General features: G+C 71.2%; 22 protein-coding genes. 13 read left to right on the plus strand and 9 right to left on the minus strand.

Translation table 11 applies throughout. The features are described 5' to 3' along the window. The first annotated feature begins 217 nt into the window (after window positions 1–217). From kdpF to ACZ61C_RS26770, 7 genes are read left to right on the plus strand one after another with little or no spacing between them, the layout of a single operon-like run. The gene (kdpF, locus tag ACZ61C_RS26740; RefSeq protein WP_364515690.1) at window positions 218–319 is read left to right on the plus strand and encodes a K(+)-transporting ATPase subunit F; all 102 of its coding nucleotides are present in this window, start codon (window positions 218–220) and stop codon (window positions 317–319) included. Further along, a complete protein-coding gene (gene kdpA, locus ACZ61C_RS26745; RefSeq protein ID WP_465310560.1) occupies window positions 319–1,980 on the plus strand; it encodes a potassium-transporting ATPase subunit KdpA in 1,662 nt (553 codons plus the stop codon). Before kdpF ends, kdpA begins: the two co-directional genes overlap by 1 nt. After that, complete coding sequence (gene kdpB, locus ACZ61C_RS26750; protein WP_465310561.1) at window positions 1,977–4,022, plus strand: potassium-transporting ATPase subunit KdpB; 2,046 nt, start codon at window positions 1,977–1,979, stop codon at window positions 4,020–4,022. Before kdpA ends, kdpB begins: the two co-directional genes overlap by 4 nt. A 5-nt stretch (window positions 4,023–4,027) precedes the next feature. Continuing rightward, on the plus strand, window positions 4,028–4,618 hold the full coding sequence (locus tag ACZ61C_RS26755; RefSeq protein ID WP_465310562.1) for a potassium-transporting ATPase subunit C: 591 nt from the start codon (window positions 4,028–4,030) through the stop codon (window positions 4,616–4,618). Window positions 4,619–4,622: 4 nt separating this feature from the next. Beyond that, window positions 4,623–7,151 (plus strand): sensor histidine kinase, encoded by a 2,529-nt coding sequence (locus ACZ61C_RS26760; protein WP_465310563.1) that lies wholly within the window; start codon window positions 4,623–4,625, stop codon window positions 7,149–7,151. Continuing rightward, window positions 7,148–7,846 (plus strand): response regulator, encoded by a 699-nt coding sequence (locus tag ACZ61C_RS26765; RefSeq protein WP_465310564.1) that lies wholly within the window; start codon window positions 7,148–7,150, stop codon window positions 7,844–7,846. Before ACZ61C_RS26760 ends, ACZ61C_RS26765 begins: the two co-directional genes overlap by 4 nt. 22 nt (window positions 7,847–7,868) lie before the next feature. Then, the gene (locus ACZ61C_RS26770) at window positions 7,869–8,099 is read left to right on the plus strand and encodes a hypothetical protein (protein ID WP_465310565.1); all 231 of its coding nucleotides are present in this window, start codon (window positions 7,869–7,871) and stop codon (window positions 8,097–8,099) included. A 117-nt stretch (window positions 8,100–8,216) separates the two neighbouring features. Here the strand turns inward: ACZ61C_RS26770 and ACZ61C_RS26775 are convergent, their stop codons facing one another. After that, complete coding sequence (locus ACZ61C_RS26775; protein ID WP_465310566.1) at window positions 8,217–8,819, minus strand: hypothetical protein; 603 nt, start codon at window positions 8,817–8,819, stop codon at window positions 8,217–8,219. A 186-nt stretch (window positions 8,820–9,005) separates the two neighbouring features. Here ACZ61C_RS26775 and ACZ61C_RS26780 point away from each other — a divergent pair, with 186 nt between their 5' ends. Further along, window positions 9,006–9,293 (plus strand): acylphosphatase, encoded by a 288-nt coding sequence (locus tag ACZ61C_RS26780; protein ID WP_465310739.1) that lies wholly within the window; start codon window positions 9,006–9,008, stop codon window positions 9,291–9,293. A 169-nt stretch (window positions 9,294–9,462) separates the two neighbouring features. Then, window positions 9,463–13,065: a chromosome segregation protein SMC gene (gene smc / locus ACZ61C_RS26785; RefSeq protein WP_465310567.1), complete on the plus strand. Its 3,603-nt coding sequence runs from the start codon at window positions 9,463–9,465 to the stop codon at window positions 13,063–13,065. Window positions 13,066–13,068: 3 nt separating this feature from the next. On the opposite strand, the gene ACZ61C_RS26790 is transcribed toward smc, so the two are convergent. From ACZ61C_RS26790 to ACZ61C_RS26805, 4 genes are all read right to left on the minus strand, one after another. Continuing rightward, window positions 13,069–13,293 (minus strand): hypothetical protein, encoded by a 225-nt coding sequence (locus tag ACZ61C_RS26790; RefSeq protein ID WP_465310568.1) that lies wholly within the window; start codon window positions 13,291–13,293, stop codon window positions 13,069–13,071. A 73-nt stretch (window positions 13,294–13,366) separates the two neighbouring features. After that, complete coding sequence (locus ACZ61C_RS26795) at window positions 13,367–13,867, minus strand: DUF3455 domain-containing protein (RefSeq protein WP_465310569.1); 501 nt, start codon at window positions 13,865–13,867, stop codon at window positions 13,367–13,369. Window positions 13,868–13,951: 84 nt separating this feature from the next. Continuing rightward, entirely contained in the window at window positions 13,952–15,517 is a 1,566-nt protein-coding gene (locus ACZ61C_RS26800) for a sodium:solute symporter (protein WP_465310570.1), read from the minus strand. Then, window positions 15,504–16,742 carry an anhydro-N-acetylmuramic acid kinase gene (locus ACZ61C_RS26805; RefSeq protein ID WP_465310571.1) on the minus strand — a complete coding sequence of 413 codons (1,239 nt, stop codon included), beginning with the start codon at window positions 16,740–16,742 and terminating at the stop codon, window positions 15,504–15,506. The genes ACZ61C_RS26800 and ACZ61C_RS26805 overlap by 14 nt, the downstream gene beginning before the upstream one ends. A gap of 139 nt (window positions 16,743–16,881) precedes the next feature. Here ACZ61C_RS26805 and ftsY point away from each other — a divergent pair, with 139 nt between their 5' ends. After that, complete coding sequence (ftsY, locus tag ACZ61C_RS26810) at window positions 16,882–18,159, plus strand: signal recognition particle-docking protein FtsY (RefSeq protein WP_465310572.1); 1,278 nt, start codon at window positions 16,882–16,884, stop codon at window positions 18,157–18,159. Here ftsY and ACZ61C_RS26815 read toward each other — a convergent pair. Next, window positions 18,156–18,638 (minus strand): hypothetical protein, encoded by a 483-nt coding sequence (locus ACZ61C_RS26815; RefSeq protein WP_465310573.1) that lies wholly within the window; start codon window positions 18,636–18,638, stop codon window positions 18,156–18,158. The two genes, ftsY and ACZ61C_RS26815, sit on opposite strands and share 4 nt — an antisense overlap. Before the next feature lie 146 nt (window positions 18,639–18,784). On the opposite strand from ACZ61C_RS26815, the gene ACZ61C_RS26820 reads away from it, so the two are divergent. Continuing rightward, window positions 18,785–19,285, plus strand: coding sequence for a GNAT family N-acetyltransferase (locus ACZ61C_RS26820; RefSeq protein ID WP_465310574.1), 501 nt, complete (start codon window positions 18,785–18,787; stop codon window positions 19,283–19,285). 3 nt (window positions 19,286–19,288) lie between these two features. Here the strand turns inward: ACZ61C_RS26820 and ACZ61C_RS26825 are convergent, their stop codons facing one another. Both ACZ61C_RS26825 and ACZ61C_RS26830 read right to left on the minus strand, forming a co-directional pair. Then, window positions 19,289–19,630, minus strand: coding sequence for a hypothetical protein (locus ACZ61C_RS26825; RefSeq protein WP_465310575.1), 342 nt, complete (start codon window positions 19,628–19,630; stop codon window positions 19,289–19,291). 73 nt (window positions 19,631–19,703) lie between these two features. Then, a complete protein-coding gene (locus ACZ61C_RS26830; protein ID WP_465310576.1) occupies window positions 19,704–20,480 on the minus strand; it encodes an IclR family transcriptional regulator in 777 nt (258 codons plus the stop codon). Between the two features lie 111 nt (window positions 20,481–20,591). On the opposite strand from ACZ61C_RS26830, the gene aceB reads away from it, so the two are divergent. Both aceB and ACZ61C_RS26840 read left to right on the plus strand, forming a co-directional pair. Next, the gene (gene aceB / locus ACZ61C_RS26835; RefSeq protein ID WP_465310577.1) at window positions 20,592–22,169 is read left to right on the plus strand and encodes a malate synthase A; all 1,578 of its coding nucleotides are present in this window, start codon (window positions 20,592–20,594) and stop codon (window positions 22,167–22,169) included. Next, window positions 22,169–23,356 (plus strand): DUF6986 family protein, encoded by a 1,188-nt coding sequence (locus ACZ61C_RS26840; RefSeq protein WP_465310578.1) that lies wholly within the window; start codon window positions 22,169–22,171, stop codon window positions 23,354–23,356. Before aceB ends, ACZ61C_RS26840 begins: the two co-directional genes overlap by 1 nt. Here ACZ61C_RS26840 and ACZ61C_RS26845 read toward each other — a convergent pair. Continuing rightward, a complete protein-coding gene (locus ACZ61C_RS26845; RefSeq protein ID WP_465310579.1) occupies window positions 23,353–24,432 on the minus strand; it encodes a DUF2786 domain-containing protein in 1,080 nt (359 codons plus the stop codon). The two genes, ACZ61C_RS26840 and ACZ61C_RS26845, sit on opposite strands and share 4 nt — an antisense overlap. Window positions 24,433–24,501 lie beyond the last annotated feature (69 nt).

The following is a 24,501-nucleotide window of genomic DNA, read 5'->3' on the forward strand; positions in this document are numbered from 1 at the left end:
CCGGCCATAAAGACGGCGTAAATGGGTGTCAGGAACGCATCAAGAGGCCGTCAGCCGCAGGTCGGGACGGGGTCTCGGAGCCGCACAGTGAACGCGTCCGGTCACCGAACCCGGTGACCCGTCTTGAGAGGTGTCCTGTGGCCGACTTGCTCTACGCCGTCCTGCTGATCGGCGTGTTCGTGGTGCTCGCACTGGCGCTGCGCGGGCTGGAGAAGCTGTGAGCGGCGCCGGGACTCCTGCCAACGTCGTCGGCGGGCTGCTGGCGCTGGGCCTGCTCGTGTACCTGTTCGTCGCCTTGATCAGGCCGGAGAAGTTCTGATGTCCGACACGACGGCCGGGCTGATCCAGCTCGGCCTCCTCCTCGCCGCCCTCGCCGTGGTCTACAAGCCCCTCGGCGACTACCTGGCGCGCGTCTTCTCGACCGAGAAGCACCTGAAGCTCGAGAAGGGCCTGTACAAGCTCTTCCGCGTCAACCCGGACTCCGAACAGCGGTGGCCGACCTACGCCGCGGGGGTGCTGGGCTTCTCGTTCGTCTCAGTTGTCCTGCTCTACCTGCTGCAGCGCTTGCAGCCGATCCTGCCGTGGAACCTGGGCCGCGGCTCGGTGAGCCCGGGCGTCGCGTTCAACACGGCGGTTTCCTTCGTCACCAACACGAACTGGCAGTCCTACGTCCCCGAGACGACGATGGGCCACTTCGTGCAGATGGCCGGTCTGACCGTGCAGAACTTCCTGTCCGCCGGTGTCGGCCTGGCCGTGGCGATCGCGGTGACGCGCGGGTTCATCCGCGCGAAGACCGACCGGCTCGGCAACTTCTGGGTGGACCTCACGCGCGGCACGGTCCGCGTCCTGCTGCCGATGGCGTTCGTGTTCGCGATCGTGCTGGTCGCGCTCGGCGTGGTGCAGAGCCTCAAGGCCGGCGTCGCCGTCACCAACCCGGACGGCAGCTCCAGCACCATCGCGCTCGCCCCGGCGGCGAGCCAGGAGACGATCAAGGAGCTCGGCACCAACGGCGGCGGCATCCTCAACGCCAACTCCGCGCACCCGTTCGAGAACCCCAACGCGTGGACGAACCTCATCGAGCTGTTCCTGATCCTGGTGATCCCGGTCAGCCTGACCCGCGCGTTCGGCAAGCTCGTCGGCAAGCCGAAGCAAGGGTACGTCCTGCTCGGCGTGATGAGCCTGCTCTGGGCCGCGTCGCTGGCGATCATCTGGTTCTCCGAGGCCAACGCGAACAACCCGGCGGCGCTGGCCGCGGGCGCGAGCATGGAAGGCAAGGAGCAGCGCTTCGGCATCGGCCTGACGTCGATCTTCGCCGACACCACGACCGGCACGTCGACCGGCGCGGTCAACGGCGCCCACGACAGCCTGTCCGGCCTCGGCGGCGGGGGACCGCTGCTGAACATGCTCTACGGCGAGATCTCGCCCGGCGGCGTCGGCACCGGCCTCTACGGGATCCTCGTCATGGCCATCATCGCGATGTTCCTGGCCGGCCTGATGGTCGGGCGCACCCCGGAGTACCTGGGCAAGAAGCTCGGCAAGCGCGAGGTCACGGCCGCGGCGATCGCCATGCTGGCGATGCCGACCGTGGTGCTCCTCGGCTCGGGGATCGCCCTGCTGCTGCCGGGCACGGCGGGCGCGCTGGGCAACAGCGGCGCGCACGGCCTGTCCGAAATCCTCTACGGCTACGCGTCCACCGGCAACAACAACGGCAGCGCGTTCGGCGGCCTGACCGCGACGAGCGACTGGTTCCAGTCCTCGTTCGGCGTCGCGATGCTGATCGGCCGGTTCGTGCCGATCCTCGCCGTGCTCTGCCTGGCCGGTTCGCTGGCCGCGCAGCGCAAGGTGCCCGAAACCGCGGGCACCTTGCCCACCACCGGGCCGCTGTTCGCCACCATGCTCACCGGCACGGTGGTGCTCGTCGCGGCCCTCACCTTCATCCCGGCGCTCGCGCTCGGGCCCATCGCGGAGGCACTCGCATGACCGTCACCGAAGAACGACCTCAGGTGACTCCGGCCGAAACCACGAGCAAGGTCGGCGCGGGAGTGTTCAGCCCGCGCCAGCTCTGGACGTCCCTGCCGGACGCGTTCCGGAAGCTCAACCCGAAGCACCAGCTCGGCAACCCGGTGATGTTCGTGGTGTGGGTGGGTTCCGCGCTCACCACGGTCTTCGCGGTCACCGACCCGAGCGTGTTCACCATCCTGATCGCCGTGTGGCTGTGGTTCACGGTCCTCTTCGCGAACCTCGCCGAGGCCGTCGCCGAAGGGCGCGGCAAGGCACAGGCGGAATCCTTGCGGCGGTCGAAGAAGGAGACCGTCGCGCGCCGGCTCACCGACACCGGCGAGGAGCAGGTGCCCGGGGTCGACCTGAAGATCGGCGACCTGGTCGTCGTCGAGGCGGGCCAGGTGATCCCGGGCGACGGCGACGTCGTCGAGGGCATCGCGACCGTCGACGAGTCGGCCATCACCGGCGAGTCCGCGCCGGTCATCCGCGAGTCCGGCGGCGACCGCAGCGCCGTCACCGGCGGCACGACCGTGCTGAGCGACCGGGTCGTCGTGAAGATCACGACCAAGCCCGGCGAGTCCTTTGTGGACCGCATGATCGCTTTGGTGGAAGGCGCTTCCCGGCAGAAAACGCCGAACGAGATCGCGCTGACGATCCTGCTCTCGACGCTGACGATCATCTTCCTGCTCGCCGTCGTGGCGCTCCAGCCGATGGCGCGCTACTCCGGGTCCGAGCAGTCCGTGATCGTGCTGACCGCGTTGCTCGTCTGCCTGATCCCGACGACGATCGGCGCGCTGCTGAGCGCCATCGGCATCGCCGGGATGGATCGCCTGGTGCAGCGCAACGTCCTCGCGACCAGCGGCCGCGCGGTCGAAGCCGCGGGTGACGTCTCGACGTTGCTGCTCGACAAGACCGGCACCATCACCTTCGGCAACCGCCGCGCCACTGAGCTGATCCCCGTGGGCACGTCCACGATGGACGAACTCGCGCGCGCGGCCCGGCTGGCGAGCCTCGCCGACGAAACCCCCGAGGGCCGCAGCGTCGTCGAGCTGACCGACGCCTACGCGAGCCAGGACGTGCCGGGCGAGTTCGTCCCGTTCACCGCCCAGACCCGGATGAGCGGGCTCGACGCCGGCACCCGGCGGATCCGCAAGGGCGCGGCGAGTGCCGTGCGCGCCTGGGTCCGGGACAACGGCGGGCAGTTCCCCGACGAGACCGAGCGTGTGGTCGACGAGATCAGCGCCCAGGGCGGCACGCCGCTGGTCGTCGCCGAGGACACGGTGGTGCGCGGTGTGATCCGGCTGTCCGACGTCGTCAAGCCGGGCATGAAGGAGCGCTTCGAGGAACTGCGGGCGATGGGCATCAAGACGGTGATGATCACCGGTGACAACCCGCTCACCGCCAAGGCCATCGCCGCGGACGCCGGTGTCGACGACTACCTCGCCGAGGCCAAGCCCGAGGACAAGATGGCGCTCATCAAGCAGGAGCAGGAGGGCGGCCGCCTGGTCGCGATGACCGGCGACGGCACGAACGACGCGCCCGCGCTCGCGCAGTCCGACGTCGGCGTCGCGATGAACACCGGCACGTCGGCCGCGAAGGAGGCCGGCAACATGGTCGACCTCGACAGCGACCCGACGAAGCTGATCGAGATCGTCGAGATCGGCAAGCAGCTGCTCATCACCCGCGGCGCGCTGACGACGTTCAGTGTCGCCAACGACCTGGCGAAGTACTTCGCGATCCTGCCGGCGATGTTCACCGGCATCTTCGCCCAGCTCGGCGCGCTGAACATCATGCACCTGGCCACACCGAAGTCGGCGATCCTCTCCGCGGTCATCTTCAACGCGCTGATCATCGTCGTGCTGATCCCGCTGGCCCTACGCGGCGTGCGGTACAAGCCGTCGTCGGCCTCGGCCCTGCTGCGCCGCAACCTGCTCGTCTACGGCCTCGGCGGCATCGTCAGCCCCTTCCTCGGGATCTGGCTGATCGACCTGCTGGTGCGCCTCATCCCTGGAATCGGGTGAACGTCGTGAACACTCTGCTCAAGCAGACCTGGGCCGGGCTGCGCGTCCTCGTCGTGATGACCGTCCTGCTCGGGATCCTCTACCCCCTCGCCGTCTGGGCGGTCGCCCGCATCCCCGGCCTGGAGGGCAACGCGGAAGGCTCGGTCGTCACGCAGAACGGCCAGGCGGTCGGGTCGTCGCTGATCGGCGTCGACCCGGTGCCCGCCGACCCGGCGCGCGACCCGTGGTTCCACACCCGGCCCTCGGCGGTGACGCCCGAGATGCCGTCGGGCGCGTCCAACAAGGGCCCGTACAACGAAGACCTGGTGAAGGCGATCCAGGAGCGACGCGCGGCCATCGCCCAGCGCGAAGGCGTGTCACCCGGTCAGGTGCCGCCGGACGCCGTGACCGCGTCAGGTTCCGGCCTCGACCCGGCGATCAGCGTCGCCTACGCGGACCTGCAGGCACAGCGCGTCGCGCGGAACACGGGGCTGCCGCTCGACCGGGTGAAGCAGCTGATCGAGCAGCACACTTCGGGCGCGGGCATCGGCGTCCCGGGTGTGAATGTGCTCCCGCTCAACTTGGCCGTGCAAGCCGCGGCCGGAGGGGCACACTGACAGCGTGACCAGTGCAAAGAAGCCGCGCCGGGGGGAGCTGAGGATCTACCTCGGCGCGGCTCCGGGCGTCGGCAAGACCTTCGCCATGCTCGGCGAGGCGCGGCGGCGCCTGGACCGCGGCACCGACGTCGTGGTCGGGCTGGTGGAGACGCACGGCCGCGAGAAGACCGCGAAGCTGCTGGAAGGCCTGGAAACCGTGCTGCGGCGGCACGCCGAGCACCGCGGCCGCGAGTTCGACGAGATGGACGTCGAAGCCATCCTCAAGCGGGCCCCGGAAGTCGCCGTCGTCGACGAACTGGCGCACACCAACGTGCCGGGCTCGCGCAACGCCAAGCGCTGGCAGGACGTCGAAGAGCTCCTCGAAGCCGGGATCGACGTGCTGTCGACGGTCAACGTCCAGCACCTGCAGAGCCTCAACGACGTCGTCGAGCGGATCACCGGCGTCACCCAGCAGGAGACCGTGCCGGACGAGGTCGTCCGCCGCGCCGAACAGCTCGAGCTGGTCGACATCACGCCCGAGGCGCTGCGGCGGCGGCTCGCGCACGGCAACGTCTACCCGGCCGAGCGGATCGACGCCGCCCTCGGCAACTACTTCCGGCCGGGCAACCTGACGGCGTTGCGCGAGCTCGCCCTGCTCTGGGTGGCCGACCAGGTCGACGTCGCGCTCCAGCGCTACCGCGCCGAGCAGCGGATCACCGACACGTGGGAGGCGCGCGAACGCGTCGTCGTCTCCATCACCGGAGGCCCGGAGAGCGAGACGCTCATCCGCCGCGCCAGCCGGATCGCCACCCGCGCCGGCGCCGAGCTGCAGGTGGTGCACATCCTGCGTGGCGACGGCCTGTCCGGGCTCGGGCCCACCGCGATCGCCCGCTGCCGGACGCTGGCCGAAGAGGTCGGCGCGACCTTCCACACCGTCGTGGGCGACGACGTCCCGACCGCGCTGCTGGACTTCGCCCGCGGGGTCAACGCGACACAACTGGTGATCGGCACCTCCCGGCGCTCCCGCGTGGCGCGGCTGTTCGACGAGGGCATCGGCGCCGGGGTGGTCCGGCAGTCGGGCCCGATCGACGTCCACATGGTCACCCACGCCGAGGCCGGCGGCCGGCTGCGCGCCCGGCTCGGCGCGAGCCCGCTCGGGTTCTCGCGGCTGGTCGCGGGCTGGGTGCTCAGCGTCGTCCTGCCGGTGCTGGTCACCGTGGTCGGCTTCTTCATCCCGGCCGGGCTGGACTTCGCCACCGACGTCATCTCCTACGTGCTGGCCACCGTGGTCGTGGCGCTCGTCGGTGGCCTCGGCCCGGCGCTGGTCGCGGCCGTGCTCGGGGCCGGGCTGCTCAACTTCTTCTTCACCCCGCCGCTCTACACGCTGACCGTGCACACCCCGCAGAACCTCGTGACGCTGATCGCGATGGTCGTGGTCGCGGTGCTCGTCGCGCTGGTCGTCGACCAGGCGGCGCGCCGGGCCACGCAGGCGGCGCGGGCGCGGACCGAGGCGGCGCTGCTCGCGTCGTACGCGCGGACCGTGCTGACCCACACGAACCCGATCGAGCGACTGCTGGAGAAGGTGCGGGAGAACTTCGCGCTGACGTCGGTGACGCTGCTGGAGAAGCAGGAAGGGCAGTGGCAGTGCGTGGCGACGGCGGGGGAACACCCGTGCGTCGACCCCGATGAGGCTGACGTCGACATCGCCGTCACCGCCGACGTGCACCTGACCCTGCGCGGGCGGGCGCTCCCGGCGGCGGACCGGCGGGTGCTGGAAGCCGTGGCCGGGCAGGCGTTGCTGGCCCTGCGCCAGCAGCGGGCGGCCGCCGCCGCGGCCCGCGCCGAGCGCAAGGCGGAGGCGACCGAGCTGCGCACGACGTTGCTTTCGGCTGTCGGGCACGACCTGCGCACGCCGCTGACGTCGATCAAGGCGTCGATCGGCAGCCTGCGGGCGCCCGACCTCCGGCTGTCCGAAGAGGACACCGCGGAGCTGATGGAGGCCATCGAGCTGTCGGCCGACCGGCTGGCCGGGCTGATCGACAACCTGCTGGACTCCTCGCGGCTGGCCACCGGCGCGGTGAAGCCGCTGCTGCGTCCGGTGGGCTACGACGAGGTCGTCGCGCACGCTCTGTCCACTGTAGACTCATCGGAGGCGGTCGAGGTCGCGGTCGACGACCGGCTGCCGCCGGTGCTGGCCGATCCGGGTCTGCTGGAACGGGTGGTGGCGAACGTGCTGGACAACGCGCTCCGCCACGGCGGGGGCCGGGTGTCGGCGCGGGCGTCCACCCACTCCGGGCAGGTCGAGCTGCGGATCGTCGACCACGGCCGCGGCCTGCGCAAGGGCGCCGCGGACTCGGCGTTCGCGCCGTTCCAGCGGCTCGGCGGCGACCGGGACACCACGCCGGGCGTCGGGCTGGGGCTGTCGGTGGCGAAGGGGTTCACCGAGGCGATGGGCGGCACGATCCGCGCCGAGGACACCCCGGGCGGCGGGCTCACGATCGTGGTCTCGCTGCCGGCTTTCAGCGTCGAGTTCGAAGAAGAGGGGGTGCGATGAGCGACCCGGGTGCCACCGTGCTGGTGGTGGACGACGAGCCGCAGATCGTGCGGGCGCTGCGGATCAACCTGAACGCCCGCGGCTACAAGGTGATCACCGCGCACGACGGCACGGCGGCGCTGAAGGCGGTCGCCGAGACCAAGCCGGACGTGGTCGTGCTGGACCTCGGCCTGCCCGACCTGGACGGCACGGAGGTGATCGCGGGCCTGCGCGGCTGGACGACGGTCCCGATCATCGTCCTGTCGGCCCGCGGCGACTCGGCCGACAAGGTCCAGGCCCTCGACGCGGGCGCGGACGACTACGTGACCAAGCCGTTCGGCATGGACGAGCTCCTGGCCCGGCTGCGCGCGGCGGTCCGCCGTTCGGCGGTGGCCGGCGCCGACGGGGTCGAAGCGGTGGTCGACACGGAGTCGTTCAGCGTCGACCTGGCGGCCAAGCGCGTCCGCCTCCGCGACGGCGCGGAGGTCCACCTGACGAAGACGGAGTGGGGCGTGCTGGAGCTGCTGGTCCGCAACCGCGGCCGGCTGGTGGCGCAGAAGCAGCTGCTGCACGAGGTGTGGGGCCCGTCGTACGAGACGGAGTCGCACTACCTGCGGGTCTACCTGGCCCAGCTGCGGCGCAAGCTGGAACCGGAGCCTTCGCGGCCGCGGCACCTGCTGACCGAGCCGGGTATGGGGTACCGCTTCGAGGCATGAACCACTGGGTACTCCCAGGGGCATGGACGCGACGAAGACGTGGCTGCGCGGCGGTGACCGCATCCCCCCGGTGATCGTGCTGACGCTGGCGGTGGGCGCCACGTTCGGCGCGCTCGGCTGGCTGTTCACGGCCTTCGGCGCGGACGCCGTCGGCTGGGCACGATGGCTTCGCGTTGCCGCCGCGAGTGGCGGGGCGCTGCTGACGGTCTACCTGTGGACGCTTTTCGCGCACCGCTTGCGCCGGGACAGCTAGGTCTCGTCGGGCAGCTTGCCAGCGCCCCAATGTGGCCTTCGGTGCGTCAGACGCACCGAATGTGGCCTTGGGGGCGTTCAACGCACCCAAGGCCACATTGGGGCGTTCGCGACCTGCTTACTGGGCGTGCGTCGGGCTTCCGGTCGAACCCGAGGTGGCGCCGCTCGACGGGGCCGTCGGCGCGCCGCCCGTGCTGGTTCCGCCGCCCGAGGTGGGCGTCGACGGCTCCGTGGTCGGAGTGGTCGGCGTTGTGGTCGGGGTCGGCGTCGTCTTGGTCGTCGTCGGGGGCTTCGGGGTTGTCGGTGTCGTCTGGGGCGGCGGGTTGTCGCCCGTGTCGTTGCGCGGCGGGGGCGGCGCCTGGGTGACGACCGTGGTCGTGGTCTTGCCGTCCGGGCTCACCGACACCACCGTGCTCGGCGCGGTCGACGGCGCGGTGGACGACTCCGTCGTCGGCACACCGCCGACGGTCGACGGGCCGCTGACCGGTGTGCTCGGCACCGTCTGCAGGCCGGCCTGCGACGTGCCCTGGCCGCCGGTGCCCCCGGTGCCGCCCGCGGTGCCGGCGGGGTCGGGGCCGGCGAGCTCGGCGACGGCGGCGAACGCGGTCGCGACGACCAGCCCGGCCACCCCGAGCACGACGTATCCGGTGCGGTTGGGTTTGCTGCTCTTGGGCGGCGCGGTGTCGACCCTGGTCACGTGCGGCCCGTCGGGGCGGGACATTGCAGGCTCCTCGGGGGTTCGGGAGAGGCGCGGGCGAGGCCGTGAATCGATCACTGCCTCCCCGGGCGGGGGAACCCGGGAGGGCGACCTCGGCGGCGAGGCTATCACCGTCGGTGCCGTATTCGCCCAGGTAGTAGGGCCGCGTGATCACTGTGCGCAGTCGAAGTGTCCGGAAAGGATGAAAGCGTGAGTGAGGGACAAACGAACACGCGGTTGACCGCGTGGGTGCGCGGTCGCGTCCAAGGTGTCGGTTTCCGCTGGTGGACTCGGAGCCGGGCGCTCGAACTGGGGCTGGTGGGCAGTGCCCGCAACATGCCCGACGGGCGTGTTGAGGTCATAGCGGAGGGTGATCGAGACCACTGTGAGCGGTTGCTCGACGCTCTTCGGTCCGGGGAATCACCCGGAAGTGTGGAGACGGTCGTCGAGCGCTGGTCTGACCCGAAAGGGGGACTCGACGGCTTCCGGGAACGCTGATCCGGGGCTTGGTACTTCCGGGGCGGGTGTGACGCAGGAGGTTGCTGAGCACGCGCACGCTGTGCTAAGGCGCGCCGATGAGGGGGCGCGTCCGGCGGTGCCGGGAGGCCCCCAGGTAGCCTGGGACGATTGAAACGCCAGTACCGGCAGCCAGAGGGGTCAGCACGCAGTGCACCTGAAAAGCTTGACGCTGAAGGGCTTCAAGTCCTTCGCCTCGGCCACCACGCTGCGCTTCGAACCGGGCATCACCTGCGTGGTCGGCCCGAACGGCTCCGGCAAGTCCAACGTGCTGGACGCGCTGCGCTGGGTCATGGGCACCCAGGGCGCGAAGGACCTGCGCGGCGGCAAGATGGAGGACGTCATCTTCGCCGGCACGGCGGGCCGCGCCCCGCTCGGCCGCGCCGAGGTCACCCTCACCATCGACAACGCCGACGGCGCGCTCCCCATCGAGTACGCCGAGGTGTCGATCACCCGCCGGATGTTCCGCGACGGCGCGAGCGAGTACGAGATCAACGGCGACCGCTGCCGCCTGATGGACGTCCAGGAGCTGCTCTCGGACTCCGGCATCGGCCGCGAGATGCACGTCATCGTCGGGCAGGGCCAGCTCTCGGCGATCCTCGAGTCCAAGCCCGAAGAGCGCCGCGCCTTCATCGAAGAGGCCGCCGGCGTCCTCAAGCACCGCAAGCGCAAGGAACAGACCCTGCGCAAGCTGGCCAACATGCAGGGCAACCTCGACCGCCTCGGCGACCTCACCACCGAGCTGCGCCGCCAGCTCAAGCCGCTGGGCAAGCAGGCCGAGATCGCCCGCAAGGCCCAGTCCGTGCAGTCCGAGCTGCGCGACTCCCGCCTGCGTCTGCTCGCCGACGACCTCGTCACCCAGCGGGACACGATCGCGCGCGACGAGGCCGACGAGAAGACCGCCCGTCAGCGCCGCGGCGAGGTCGAGCAGCACCTCGAGCTCGTCTCCGCCGAGGAAGCCGAGCTGGAGGCCTCGCTCGCCGAGGACGCTCCGCTGCTCCAGACCGCCCAGGAGACCTGGTACAAGCTGTCCGCGCTGGCCGAGCGCCTGCGCGGCACCGTCCGCCTCGCGATCGAGCGGCAGCGGCACCTCTCCGCCGACGTCGCCGGGCACACCGGTGGCCGTGACCCCGAAGAGCTGCTCGAAGAGGCCGAGCGCGTCGCCGAGCAGGAGGAAGAGCTCAACGAGGCCGTCATGGAGGCCCGGGAGCTGCTCGCGCAGACCGTGCTGCGGCGCGAGGACCTCGAACAGCGGGTCCAGGCCGCCGAGCGCGCGCACTGGGCCGCCGTCCGCGCGATCGCCGACCGCCGCGAGGGCATGGCCAAGCTGACCGGCCAGGTCGAGGCCCTGCGCAGCAAGAACGGCGCCACCACCGACGAGATCGACCGGCTCAGCGTCTCCATCGAAGAGTCCGCCGAGCGCGCCGAGATCGCCGTCGAAGAAATGGAAATGGCCAAGGCCGAAGGCGGCGCGGAGGAGTCCGACGACTCCGGGCTGATGGCCCACCACGACCGCGCGGTCGAGGCCAACAACGCGGCCAAGGCGCGCGTCGAAGAGCTGGTCAAGGCCGAACGCGCCGCCGAGCGCGAGATCGCGTCCGAGAAGGCGCGCGTCGAGGCGCTGTCGATGGGGCTGCGGCGCAAGGACGGCGCGGGCGCGCTGCTCGGCGCGTCCCACGAGCTGCCGGGCCTGCTCGGCTCGGTCGCGGCGCTGCTGACCGTCGAGCCCGGTTACGAGGTCGCGCTGGCCGCGGCGCTCGGCCCGGTGGCCGACGCGATCGCCGTCTCGGGCGGCGAAGACGCCCTTCGTGCGCTGAGGTACCTGAAGGAAACGGACTCCGGCCGTGCGGGCATCCTGCTCGGCGGACCTGAGTCCACTGTGGACACCTACTCGTGGCCGTCCCTGCCGGAAGGCGCGCGCTGGGCGCGTGAGGTCGTCACGGCGCCCGCGCAGCTGCGGCCCGCCGTCGAGCAGGCCCTCGACAAGCTGGCCCTGGTGCGCGACCTCGACGCGGCGCGGCAGCTCGTCGCGGTGCACCAGGACGTCCGCGCGGTCACCGCCGAGGGTGACGTCTTCGGCGCCCGCTGGGCGATCGGCGGCTCCGGCAAGCGCGAGAGCGTGATCGAGGTCCAGGCGGCCGTCGACGAGGCGGGCGACCGGCTCCGCACGGCCGAGCGTTCGCTGGAGCGGTACGCGGCCGAGCTGGAAGGCGCCCGCGCCGAGCAGCAGGCGCGTCGCGAAGAGGTTTCCCAGGCCAAGGACGCGCTCGGCGACGCCAAGGTCCGCAAGGCCCGCTCGTCGGAGCGGCTCAGCCGGCTGCAGCAGGCGGCCCGCCAGGCGCAGGCCGAGGTCGAGCGGCTCACCGGGCAGCGCGCGAAGGTCGAGCAGAGCCGCGTGCAGGCCCTGGCCCAGCTCGCGGAGCTGGAGGAACGGCTCGCCGCCGTCGCCGAGCAGCCGGTCGAAGACGACCCGGACACCGCGGAGCGCGATGCGGCCGCCGAGGAGCTGGCCGTCGTCCGGCAGGAGGAGATGGAGGCGCGGCTCGCGCAGCGCACGGCCGAGGAGCGGGCGCGCAGCATCGCCGGCAAGGCCGAAGGCCTCCGCCGCGCCGCGCACGCCGAGCAGCAGGCCCGCGAACGCGCCGAGCGGGCCGCCGCGAACCGCAAGCGCGGCGCCGAGATCGCCAACGCCGTGGTCAACGGCGGTGAGCTCGCGCTGGAGCGCATCGAGCAGTCGGTGCAGCGCGCGGCCGCCGAGCGCGACCAGGTCCAGTCCCGCCGCCAGAGCCGTGAATCCGCGCTGACCGGCGTCCGCGCCAAGGTCCGCGAGCTGACCGGCGAGCTGGAGAAGCTGACCGACGCCGTCCACCGCGACGAGGTGCTGCGCGCCGAGCAGCGGCTGCGGCTGGAGACCCTGGAAGCGAAGATCGCCGAGGACTTCGGCATCGGCCTCACCGATCTCGTCCAGGAGTACGGCCCGGACGTCCCGGTCCCGCCGAGCGCGGGCGAGATGGCCGAGTACGAGGCGGCGAAGGACCGCGGCGAGGACGTCACCCCGCCGCCGCCCATGCCCTACGACCGCGACACCCAGGCCCGCCGCGCCAAGCGCGCGGAGAAGGACTTGTCGTTGCTGGGCAAGGTGAACCCGCTCGCGCTCGAGGAGTTCGCGGCGCTGGAGGAGCGGTACAAGTTCCTGTCCACGCAGCTGGAAGACCTCAAGGACACCCGCAAGGACCTCGAAGCCGTCATCAAGCAGGTCGACGAGAAGATCCTCGAGGTCTTCGCCGGCGCGTACGCGGATGTGGCGCGCGAGTTCGAGACGGTGTTCAGCGTGCTCTTCCCGGGTGGTGAAGGCCGGATGGTCCTCACCGAGCCGGACGACCTGCTGAGCACCGGCGTCGACGTCGAAGCGCGCCCGCCGGGCAAGAAGGTCAAGCGGCTGTCGCTGCTGTCGGGTGGCGAGAAGTCGCTGGTCGCGGTGGGCATGCTGGTCGCGATCTTCCGCGCCCGGCCCTCACCCTTCTACGTCATGGACGAGGTCGAGGCGGCGCTCGACGACACGAACATGCGCCGCCTGATCGGGCTGCTGGAGCAGCTGCGCGACTCGTCGCAGCTGATCATCATCACCCACCAGAAGCCGACCATGGAGATCGCCGACGCGCTCTACGGCGTGAGCATGCAGGGTGACGGCATCACGAAGGTGATCTCGCAGCGCCTGCGCACGGCCGACGACGAGCCCGTCGCGGTCGGCTGACCCTCACATCTGGTCTTCGCGCGGCGCGCGGCGGTCTTCGCCGCGCACGCGCGGCTCGTAGGTGCTCAGGTCGTTGCCGACGCTTCCGGCGTCGCCCATCTGCGGCCGCCGCCCGCCGGGCCGGAGCATGCCGTGCCTGACCCCGCGCTTGCGGTCGAACCGGTCCATGACCAGGCCGACGACGAGCAGCACGGCGATGACCACGCCCAAGCCGATGAAGAACCCCATGTGAAACCCCCTGTCCCCGCAGCCAGTCTACGGCGGTGCGGGAGCAGGGGGCAGTTCGATTTCCCGAACGCTACTACTGGGCCACCCAGAAGGCGTAGTCGGCCGAGTAGCGCACCGCGGTCTGCGCGCCGTCGGTGCAGGCTCCCGTGGGGGCCACGCCGCCGCGGGTGTTGAGCCGCTGGACGTACGTGACCTTCCCGAAGATCCCGTCACCCGTGTTGAGGTTGGCCTTGAGCAGCAGTTCCGGGATCGCGCCGTCGCGCGGCGCGTTCGCCACCGCCGCCGCGCCGACCGTGCTGCCGTCCACAATGGACGTCCACACCGGACCCTTGCTGTGCAGGGCCACCGGCTTGCCGTGTCTGGAGAGCACCGCCGCGGGCTGGATCAGCGTCCACGCGCCGGTGGTGCACCCGTAGATCTGGACACCCTCGGCCGGGTACGTCGCGAGCGCCCGGTTGCCGGCCGGGACCTTGATCGTCTCCGGCACCTTCGGGCCCGCCGGGCTGGCCGAAGCCGTCGCCGCGCCGCCGAGCACCAGGGCGCCGACCGCGAGCGCCACCGTCATCCGTTTCATGAACCCACCTTCGATTCCTCCCGCCGCTTCCCGGCGGGCACCCGCTGACCAACACGGGCGCCCGCCGGAAGCGGTTCAGAAGAATCAGGCGGCGGCTTCCTCCGGCGCCGTCTCGGCGGCCTCGGCCTCGGCCGCCTTCGGGTCCGGCGTCCGGTGCCGCAGCGAAAGCAACCCGCCGACGACCAGCGTGATCACCACGCCCAGCAGCGTGTACCAGGGGTAGGCGAGCGCGACCTTGTCCCCGGCCGCCTTGCTGAAGTCGATGCCCAGCAGACCGCCGGTCTTCGCGCTGAACTTCACGCCGAGGATCACGAACGCCATCACCACGACCGTCGTGACGAACGCGATGACCGCGTCCGCCTGCCGCGCCTTCTTGACCAGCAGGCCGAGCAGGAACGACCCGAGCAGCGCGCCGTACGTGTAACCGGTGATCGCGAGGCCCAGCTCGATCACCGAGTTCTTCGTGGTGGAGAACAGCGACGCGAACACCGCGAACACCACGGCCCAGATGAGTGTCCACATGCGACCGTGCTGCAGCAGCTTGGAGTCTTCCGGCGAGCGCTTGGTGAAGCGCTGGTAGAGGTCGGCCACGGTCGACGTCGAAAGGGCGTTGAGCGCCGACGCCAGAGCACCCATGGTCGAGGCGAGGACACCCGCGATGAGCAGGCCCGACACCCCGACCGGCAGGTCGTCGATGATGAACCGCGAGAACACGTCGTCCGGGCTCTGCAGGCCGAGCTCCGCGACCGACTTGCGGCCGTTGAACACCCACAGCATCGCCCCGACCAGCAGGAACAGCGCGAACTGGATCGTCACGATGATGCCGCTGCCGATGAGCGCCTTCTGGCCGTCGCGCAGGCTGCGCGTCGCCATCAGCCGCTGCGCGATCAGCTGGTCGGCGCCGTGCGAGGCCATCGAAAGCGCCGCGCCGCCGAGCACCGCCGTCACGAAGGCGTACGGGCTGGTCAGCAGGTTCTTCGTGAAGTCGACGAGCATGAACTTGCCGTCGTCGGACGCCTGGGTCATCCAGTCGCCGGGCAGCTTGTTCAGCAGCACGATCGCGGCCACCGCGGCGCCGCCGAGGTACAGCGTGAGCTGGATGACGTCGACCCAGACGACCGCCTTGATCCCGCCGATGTAGGCGTAGATCAGCGTCAGCGCGGTCAGGATCACCACGATCACCCAGTAGTCCAGGTGGATGTTGTAGTGCCCGAGGATCACCTTGATCGGGATCGCGCCGGCGAACAGGCGCACGCCCTCGGCGAGCAGCCGGGTGATCACGAACGTCACCGACGCAGTGCCCTGCAGGCCCGAGCCGAACCGCTTGCCCAGGAAGGCGTACGCGCTCACGAGGTTGCCCCGGAAGTACCGCGGCAGCAGCACGAACGCCGCGATGACCCGGCCGATGATGTAGCCGAAGGCCAGCTGCAGGAACAGGAACGCGTTGCCGAACACGAGACCCGGCGTGCTGATCACGGTGAGCGTGGAGGTCTCCGTGGCCACCACGGACAGCATCACCGCGCCCCACGGCAGGCTGCGCTCGCCGACGAAGTAGTCGGCGGCCGAGCGTTGTTTCCGCCCGACCAGCACGCCTATCAGCGGCATCGCCGCCAGATAGACCACGATGATGGCGAGGTCAACACCGCGCATGGGCTTCTCCTACTTGTGATCCGGCCTTCTCCGCGACTCGCAACCGCGTCACGGCGCCCCCCAGTGGGGCGGGAAGGGTCAGTGGCCCGGCGCCCGGCACGAGCGCGCCGAGCAGGCGGGGCCCGCGGGCGCCGGTCGCCGGCGGAACCGTACCCGGCACACCGCACCAGGTGAGCCAGCCGAGCAGCGCGGTCAGGTACGCCTCCTTGCCGGCGCCGGGCAGGCCGAGGTCGTCGCTGGTCTTGAGCGCGGCGGACGGCAGGTTCCGCGCCAGCGCGGCCATCACGGCCGGGTTCGCGACCCCGCCGCCGGAGGCGATGACCGCCGTGACGCCGTGCCGGCGGCATTCGTCGGCGACGCTCACCGCGGTGAGCTCGGTCAGCGTCGCCAGCAGGTCGCCGGGGGCGACCGGCGGGAGGTCGTGCAGGGCGGCGTCGAGGAAAGGCGCGTTGAAGTGCTCCTTGCCGGTGGACTTCGGCGGCGCGGCGGCGAAGTACGGATCGGCGAGCAGCCGCTGGAGCAGGTCCGCGCGCACCGAGCCGCTGAGCGCGAGCTGCCCGTCGACGTCGCTGCGGCGCCCGGTGACGCGGTAGGCGGCCAGGTCGAGCAACGCGTTGGCGGGCCCGGTGTCGTAGGCGAGGACCGGCCTTCCCTCGGCGACGACGGTGATGTTCGCGATGCCGCCGAGGTTGAGCGCGGCGACGGGCCCGCCGGTGTCCTCGGCCACGCCGCGCAGCCACAGCTGGTCGAACGTGCTCGCCAGCGGCGCGCCGTGCCCGCCCGCGGCGACGTCCCGGGCCCGCAGGTCGGCGACCACCGGCAGCCCGGTGCGCTCGGCGATCCACGCGGGCTGGCCGAGCTGCAGCGTGCCGTGGACGTGGCCGCCCTCGACCCAGTGGAACACCGTCTGGCCCAGCGAAGCGACGAAGTCCGCGGTGCCACCGGCCAGCTCGACGGCGCCGCGCAGGGCCGCGTCGGCGAACGCCTGGCCGACGCCGGTGTCGAGCCGCGTCAGCTCGCCGGCGGTGCACGGGTTCGGCGGGAGGGCGGCGAGCAGGCCGTCACGCAGCGGCTCGGGGTAGGCGACGTCGAGCTCGCCCAGCGGGGTCAGCACCACCGTGCCGTCCTCGGCGTGCAGGTCGGCGGCGGCCACGTCGATGCCGTCGACCGACGTGCCCGAAATCAGCCCGATCACCCGGAAGCCGTGGCCGGCTCGTTTCCCCATCCGGAGGGGTTTAGTGCAGGCTTCCGGGTGACGCAACCCACGTGGTGAAGTCTTGGCCCAATCGGGATCTACGTCGTTACGAATTGCCTGTGCGGACGGGGTGTCCGGCGCGAGCGGGTGCGGATGAAAGGATGGGCCGGTGTCGAGCACCTGGTTCCTGTTCGTAGTCCTCGCCGTTGTCGTGCTGGTCGCCCTCCTGGTGACCGGCCTGCTCATCGCGCGCCGGCGCCGGATCACCCTGGACGCCCAGCGGGAGGTCGAGGAGAAACCGAAGGGCGGCAGTTACGCGGCCAGCGGCGGCATCGCGCTCGCGCCCGGCGGGACCGAGGTCGAGCACCCCGTCGACGACCGGCCGGAGACCGACGGCCAGCCCGCGGTCGGTGACGACGCCGCGGTGCCGCGCGACTCGGCCCAGCGCACGGTGCGCGACGTCAAGCTGCCCGACGCCGAGGTCGTCGAGCCGGCGCCGGTCACCGAGGAGATCGACCCCGCGACCGGGCGCATGGAGCGGCTGCGCGGGCGGCTGGCGAAGTCGCGGTCGGTGTTCGGGACGAGCCTGCTCGGCCTGCTCGGCGCCGGTGACCTCGACGAGGACTCCTGGCAGGACGTCGAAGACACGCTGCTGATGGCCGACCTGGGCGCGGCCACCACGAACCAGATCGTCGAGCGGCTGCGCGACGAGCTGTCCCGCCGCGCGATCCGGTCGTCGGCCGAGGCCCGTGAGGTGCTGCACGAGGTGCTGACGGCGCAGCTGTCCACCGACGGCGAGCGCGCGGTGCGGGCGCTGCCGCACATCGTCGACGGCCAGAAGCAGCCCGCGGTGGTCCTGGTGGCCGGCGTCAACGGCACGGGCAAGACGACGACCACGGGCAAGCTCGCCCGCGTCCTGGTGGCCCAGGACAAGACGGTGGTCCTGGGCGCGGCGGACACGTTCCGCGCGGCGGCGGCCGACCAGCTCCAGACGTGGGCCGAGCGCGTGGGCGCCGAAGTCGTCCGCGGCAAGGAAGGCGCGGACCCCGCCGCCGTGGCGTTCGACGCGGTCAAGCGCGGCGTGGACACGGGGGTCGACACGGTCCTGATCGACACCGCGGGCCGCCTGCACACGAAGACCGGCCTGATGGACGAGCTGGGCAAGGTCAAGCGAGTCGTCGAGAAGCAGGCGAAGGTCGACGAGGTCCTGCTGGTCCTGGACGCGACGACCGGCCAGAACGGGTTGATGCAGGCCCGCGTGTTCGCCGAGGTCATCGACGTGACGGGCATCGTGCTGACCAAGCTGGACGGCACCGCCAAGGGCGGCATCGTGTTCCAGGTCCAGCGCGAGCTCGGGGTGCCGGTGAAGCTGGTCGGGCTCGGTGAAGGCCCGGACGACCTGGCGCCGTTCGAGCCCGGCGCGTTCGTGGACGCCCTGCTCGGCTAGAGGCGGAAGAGCGGCGTCCCGTCGGTCCGGCGCAGGCCGAGCTGCAGGACGGCGGGCTCCGACGGCCGCTGGGCCGAGATGAGCAGCGGCGACGTCCGGTGCGCCGCGACCGTCAGGTGCGACCACCCGATGCCCTGCAGGACCGGGCCCGACCGGGTCCGACGACCGGGGTCGACGACCAGGGCGGCCCCGAAGTACCGGCCGCCCGGCAGGGTGAGGCGGGCCGTGTGCCCCAGCACCACGGAAAACGCCGTGCCGCTGCGGCTGCCGTCCAGCTGCAGGGTGACGATCACCGGCGTGCGGACCTTAGCGGCCCGGTGGTGCCGCACGGTGATCTCGACCTTCCCGCCCGTGCCCGAAGCGGGCGGGTGCGGCCACGCGGGAGGCGGCGGCGAGCCGTCGAGCGCACGGTCGACGAGTCTTTCGACGGTGTGCGAAGCGGCGAGCCACGCGAGCGCGCCGCCGACGTGCGGGTCCATGGTGGTCCCTTCGGCGAAAATCGGATGACGGAGGACGCGCGCCGGCGCACACCCCGGGCATGCCCGGTTGACGCACGTCCTCTCGTGCCCCTCCTCGTACCCGACGTCGCCCAAAGCCGTCATTCGCTACGAGAGAGGACCAAAGCATGCCCATCATCCCTGGTGCGCGCGTACTTTTGCGTACCATTTCGGCAAAAGACCGCGGCCGCGTCCGCGAGATCCTGGCCACCCCGGAGGTCGCCCGCTGGTGGGGCGACCCGGACCACGAGGTCAACGGCCTGTACGAGGTCGAAGACGGCTACACCTGCTACGTCATCGAACTCGGCGGTGAGGTCGTGGGAGTCATCCAGAGCTGCGAGGAGCTGGAGCCGCAGTACCGCCACGCCGGGATCGACATCTCGGTCCATCCGGACGTCCACGGTCGCGGCGTTGGCACGGACGCTCTGCGTACGTTGGCCCGGCATTTGCTGGAGAACGGCCACCACCGCTTGACGATCGACCCGGCGGCGTCCAACGAGACGGCGATCCACGTGTACGAGAAGGTCGGCTTCCGCAGGGTCGGAATCATGCGGAACTACGAGCGCGCCCCGGACGGCACCTGGCACGACGGCCTGCTCATGGACCTGCTGAAGGGAGAGCTGAAGTAGCGGTCAGTCCTTGTCGACGACCTGCTGGAGCAACCGGCTGATCTGGTCCATGCTGGTGCCGATCTTGGTGAAGCCGCTGGTCAGGTCGGCCCTGAGGCTGCCAACCTCGATCTTGAGATCGGAGACATCGGTCTTGAGGGTCGCGATGTCCTGACCCTGCTCGACCTGCGTCTCACGTACCGCGTTCAGCACTTTGGTGTGACCGTTCAAGGCCTGCTTGAACTCGGAGACGTCGCGGTCCGCTGTCCCGGCGAGTACGCGAGCGGCCGCGGCGTCTTGCCTGGTCGACCGCATCTGCTCTTCCAGTGCGGACACCCGGGTTTCGAGGTCTTCGAGGCTGGCCATGTCCGGAACTTTACCGGCCGGGTCGGAGCCCTCGGCAGCAGGGTCACTTTCAGTCACTAGATATCACCTAAAGTTACACTGATAGTGGGGCGCTGGACAGGCTGGCTCCCAGTGCGTCCGCCACCCGCTGCACCGCCGGGGCGATGTGCGCCACCGCCTCGGCGGTCAGCCGGCCCGACGGGCCCGACACCGAAACCGCCGCCGGCACCGGAGCCCCCGGCACCGCCACCGCCACGCACCGGACGCCCAGCTCCTGCTCGGCCTCGTCGAGCGCGTACCCCTGCTGGGCGATCCGCGAGAGCTCCACGGCCAGCGCGTCCGCGTCGGTGAACGTGTGCTCGGTGTAGGCCGGCATCCCGGTCCGGTCCAGGATCGAGCGGACCTCCGACGCCGGCAGGTGCGCCAGCATCGCCTTGCCGACGCCGGTGCCGTGCGGCAGCAGCCGCCGGCCGACCTCGGTGAACATCCGCATCGAGTGCTTCGAGGGCACCTGGGCCACGTACACCACTTCGTCGCGCTCCAGGACCGCCAGGTTCGCCGTCTCGCCGACCTCCTCGACCAGCTCCGCCAGCAGTGGCCGCGCCCAGGCGCCGAACTGCATGCTCGCGTTCTCGCCGAGGCGGATCAGCCGGGCGCCCAGCGCGTACCGGCGGTTGGTGTTCTGCCGGACGTACCCCAGGTCGACCAGGGTGCGGATGAGCCGGTGGATCGTCGGCATCGGCAGTCCGGACAGCGTCGCGAGCTCGGACAGGCTGGCTTCACCGCCGGTGTCCGCGAGGTGTTCCAGCAGCTCGAAGGCACGCTGCAGGGACTGGACGCCGCCGTCGCGCCCGTTCTTCTCCGCCGGCACGGTGGCCCTCCTTACGTCGGCGTTGAGCTTCCGCTATGCAGAAACTATAGTCCGGCTGGTAGAAAACCGTAGGGCCGTTATCCAAAGATCCGAACCCTCGAGGTGTTCCACATGTCTTCTGAAGCCCAGGTGCTGGGTGACGCGGTCGAGCGCGGCGACGAGATCCTCACGCCGGCGGCGCTCGACTTCCTCGCCGGCCTGCACGATGCCTTCGCCGGTCGCCGCGACGAGCTGCTCCAGGCGCGGAGCAAGCGTCGCGAGGAGGCCCGGACCACCGGCCGGCTCGACTTCCTGCCGGAGACGAAGGGGATCCGCGAGGGCGACTGGCAGGTCGCCGGCGCGCCCGAGGCCCTGCGTGACCGCCGGGTCGAGATCACCGGGCCGACCGAGCGCAAGATGACCATCAACGCGCTCAACTCCGGCGCCAAGGTCTGGCTCGCCGACCTCGAGGACGCCAACACGCCGCACTGGGCGAACGTCGTGTCCGGCCAGGTCAACCTCTACGACGCCGTCCGCGAAAGCATCACGCTGGAGAGCGGTGGCAAGAGCTACGCGCTGAAGGACGACGTCGAGCACGCCACGATCGTGGTCCGCCCGCGCGGCTGGCACCTGCCCGAGCGCGGCCTGTCCTTCGGTGGCCGCCAGGCGGTCGGCGCGCTCGTCGACTTCGGCCTGCACTTCTTCCACAACGCGGCCGAGCTGCTCAAGCGCGGCAAGGGCCCGTACTACTACCTCCCGAAGATGGAGAGCCACCTCGAAGCGCGGCTCTGGAACGACGTCTTCACCCACGCCGAGAAGACCCTCGGCATCGACCACGGCACCATCCGCGCGACCGTGCTGATCGAGACCATCCCGGCCGCGTTCGAGATGGAAGAGATCCTCTACGAGCTGCGCGAGCACGCGTCCGGCCTCAACGCGGGCCGCTGGGACTACCTCTTCAGCGTCATCAAGTACTTCCGCGACGCGGGGGAGAAGTTCGTCCTGCCGGACCGCAACTCCGTCACCATGACCGCGCCGTTCATGCGCGCCTACACCGAACTGCTCGTGCGCACCTGCCACAAGCGCGGCGCGTTCGCGATCGGCGGCATGGCCGCGTTCATCCCGAGCAAGGACCCGGAGACGAACAAGGGCGCCTTCGACAAGGTGCACGCGGACAAGTCCCGCGAGGCCGGCGACGGCTTCGACGGCTCCTGGGTCGCGCACCCCGGCATGGTCGCCCTCTGCAAGGAGGAGTTCGACAAGGTCCTCGGCGACCAGCCGAACCAGCTCGGCCGTACCCGCGACGAGGTCAGCGTGACCGCCGACCAGCTGCTGGACGTCGCCTCGACGCCGGGTGGCGCGACGGCGGGCGGCCTGCGCGCCGCGGTCGACGTCGGCGTCCGCTACATCGCGTCCTGGCTGGGCGGCAACGGCGCGGCGGCGATCCACAACCTGATGGAAGACGCGGCGACGGCGGAGATCTCGCGCTCGCAGATCTGGCAGTGGGTCAAGAACGGGACCACTTTGGACACCGGCGACGTCGTGACGTCGGAGCTGGTGCGCGGGGTGCTGGCGGAGGTCCGCGGTGAGCTGGCCGCCGAGCTCAAGCCGGAGCTGCTGGAGCCGGCCGTGGAGCTGTTCGAGCAGGTCGCGCTGGCCGACGACTTCCCGGACTTCCTGACGCTGCCCGCTTACGAGCGGATCAAGTAGTGCGGCTGTCCCAGGACGTCTACGACGCCGCGGACGCGCGCTTGGCCGAGGCCGACGCGCGCGTCGCGGCGGCGTACCCGGGGGAGCGCCCGGGACGGCAGCCGGTGCACACCGTCTACGTCCCGGCGTCGCAGTACCGCACCCGCCTGGTCGCCGACTGGGGCAAGCAGGCGATGCGGGTGTTCATCGAGCACGAGGACCTGCTCGGAGTCGACGCGGACGTCTACGAACGCGTGCGGGCGAAGCTGCTCACCGAGCCGATCGAGGACCTGCGGATCGACTTCGAGGACGGTTTCGGCCGGGTGCCGGACGACGTCGAGGACGCGGCCGCGCGGGCGGCCGGGCAGACTCTGGCCACGACCGGCGGAACGCCGTTCTGCGGCATCCGCTTCAAGAGCTTCGAAGCGGCGACGCGCCGGCGGGGCATCCGCACCTTGGACCTGTTCCTGGGCTCGTTGCTGGACAACGGGCCGCTGCCGCCGGGGTTCGTGGTCACCCTGCCCAAGGTGACGGCGGTCGAGCAGGTCTCGGTGGCCGCGGAAGTGCTGGCCCGGCTGGAATCCGCGTACGGCCTGGCTTCGGGAGCGCTGCGGTTCGAGGTCCAGATCGAGACGGCTCAGTCCATTGTGGACGTCGACGGCACGCTCTCGGTGGCGCGCATCGTGCATGCCGCGGCCGGGCGCTGCACCGGGCTGCACTACGGCACGTACGACTACAGCGCCGGACTCGGCATCGCGGCGGCGTACCAGAGCATGGAGCACCCGGCGGCGGACCTCGCCAAGGGCCTGATGCAGGTTTCGGCGGCCGGCACGGGCGTACGGCTGTCGGATGGTTCGACCAACCGCCTGCCCATCGGCGACGCGCTGCCTTCGGCGTGGGCGGAGCACCTGCGCCTGGTCCGGCGTTCGCTGGAGCGGGGCTTCTACCAGGGCTGGGACCTGCACCCCCACCAGCTGCCCACACGCTTCGCGGCGACGTACACGTTCTACCGCTCGGGATTTCCGGCGGCGGTGGAGCGGCTGCGCGCGTACGCGGAGAAGCAGGCCGGGGGAGTACTGGACGAACCGGCGACGGCGCAGGCCCTGGCGGTGTACCTGCTGCGCGGCCTGGACTGCGGGGCCCTCGACGAGGGGGAGCTGCCGTTCGGTCGGCCGGAGCTGGAGAAGTACGCCCGCCGCGAGGACTAGCGGAGGCGGGCGCGGTCGGCGGCCGACCGGCCCGCGTCCCAGCCGTCGAGGTCGCGCACCGTCACGGACTTGCCGACCACGTCGGGGAAGAGTGCGGTGAAGGCCGACTCCACCTTCAGCTCGTGCGAAGCCAGCACGGGCAGCAGGCGAGCCGAGTCCGGTGACGCCGCGATCGTCGTTTCCGCGGCGCGTTCGAGGCGCTCGCCGATCCGGGTGGCGTAGGCGACGAGGAACGACTTCCGGAACGGCCGCGACCGGCCGGCCGGGTCGGCGATCATCGCCCGTGTCGCCTGCACGAGCAGCGACGTCGTCAGCACCGCGACGGCGTCCAGGTCTTCCTCGTCGCCGACGACGGTGACGAACCCGAAGCGCGGGTCGAAGATCGCGCGGCACCGGTTGGCCTTCGAAACCACCTGGACCAGCAGCGACTTGGCGTCGACGTACGGCGTGTCGAGCCAGATCCGGCGCGACGTCGGCCGGTCGCGTTCGGCTTCATCCGCCTCGACCAGCACCCGGTCGAGGGCGTGGCGGGTCATCAGCTCCTGCGCCTTCGCCGAAAGGGCTTCGGCCTCCTCCGGGAACGAGCTCGACTCGGCCTTGGCCAGCAGCGCGCGGACCCGGCCCAGCTTCTTCTCGTCGACCGTGTGGGGGACCGTCCGGTCCGGCAGCGGCAGGTCCGGCAGCGACAGCAGGAATCCCAGCGCTTCGATGACGGAGGTCAGCGCTTCGGCCGGGGTGAGGATGTGCCGGGCCGCCCACTCAGCCAGGTTTGGCTCGGCGAGGGCGTCGAGCACGTAGGAGCGGGCGAACTCGTCGACGCGCCGCCGAGCCGCTTGGTCGAGGTCTTCGCGCAGCCACCCGCCCCGCCGGACCCGCGCGCTGACGTGCCGGGTCGCGAGCCCGGCGCCTTCGACCGGTCCGGCCGGCCAGTCGAGACCCGGGGCGAGCCGGTTCGCGCACCGCTCGGCCGCGCCCGGGATCCCTCGCGCGGTCTCGGAAGCGGCGACGAGCAGCGTGTCGCGGAACTCTTCGGCTGTGCTCTCGCCGCCCCGAGCCGCACGCTTCTGCTTGCCCATGCTCTCCCCTCTACCGGTCTCGCGCTGGGCCCGAGCCGTCGTTCGCCGCCTGCCGGGCCGAGGTGATCT

The organism is Amycolatopsis sp. NPDC104587, assembly GCF_055583645.1.